Source organism: Vibrio sp. 10N.239.312.D08 (assembly GCF_041466145.1).
In the GTDB taxonomy this organism is placed as follows: domain Bacteria; phylum Pseudomonadota; class Gammaproteobacteria; order Enterobacterales; family Vibrionaceae; genus Vibrio; species Vibrio crassostreae_C.
In genome coordinates this window covers 1-1,065 of record NZ_JBFSSD010000133.1, presented here as the reverse complement: position 1 = coordinate 1,065, position 1,065 = coordinate 1, and the positions used below count along the sequence as shown (strand labels likewise).

The 1,065-nt window shown below is 51.1% G+C and carries 1 pseudogene; it reads left to right on the top strand.

What is annotated here, in order from left to right:
* Positions 1-1,065, top strand: a pseudogene (locus AB6D58_RS24510) (conjugative transfer relaxase/helicase TraI); the annotation flags it as partial.

Genomic DNA, 1,065 nt, shown 5'->3' with positions numbered 1-1,065 from the left:
GATGGACAATCACACACCTTTGACCCGTCCAGTCGCGCCTTTAAGCACATGAAGATGCAAATCAATAAACCGCAAAGTCTCAATATCGCCCAAGGCGAACGCCTTCAAACGCTAGGCAAACACTTCCCTGCTGGCTTGGACGCGAACCAAAGCTACCTTGTCACTCACATTGACAAAGAAAGCCTCACGCTTGAGAGCAAAGGGGAAACGCAGCGCGTCAACTTAGAGAGCCTAAAAGACGCGCCGCTGCAATACGACTACGTTCACGGCGCCCACCATATTGAGCCAAAAGCCCATACTTTACTGTCTGGCAAAGCGTTTACCCTATCTAAGCCCCTGATAAACGACCTGACTGAAAAAACAGAGCGCCTTGATATCTTCACCGACAAACCAGACAAAGCCCAAAGCGCACTTGAAAAAGAGCAGGTCTCCCCGTCAGCCATTGAGCGTGTATTACAGACGCAAAACGTCAACGACCGCTACCTAAACGACGCCACCCAAGATTTGCTAAAGCAGGATGTCAGTCAGGCACTGTCAGCACTCGCCAAAGCGCAAAACGCCCCACTCATCGAAAAAGCGGTCAGCTTTGCCCTGAACCACCTCTCAGAGCGAGAAGCGGCTTTTAGCCAAAAAGCCTTAGTAGTGGAAGCGGTGCGTTACGCCTTTGAAGAAGCCGGAGGCTCTATTACCAAAGAGCAGGTTGAAACAGAGCTGACTAAACGCAGCAACACCCTCTCTGCAGAGTACAGTGACGGTACACGCTGGACAACGCAAGCCGCGCTGGAGACTGAAAAGCGCATCTTGCAAAACATCGATGATGGTAAAGGCCAACATCAACCTTTTGCAACGCCTAAGCAGGTGCAAGACTTTCTCGATACCAAGCCTCGCCTAACCCAAGGGCAAAAGGACGCCATCACCCTTATCTCAACCACCAAGGACAGCTTTGTGGCCATCCAAGGGTTAGCCGGTACAGGTAAGTCCACCATGCTTGAATCCAATATTGAACTTATCCAGTTAGTCAAAGAAGCCAGCCAGCAGCCAGAGCAAAGCGTCATCGGTCTTGCG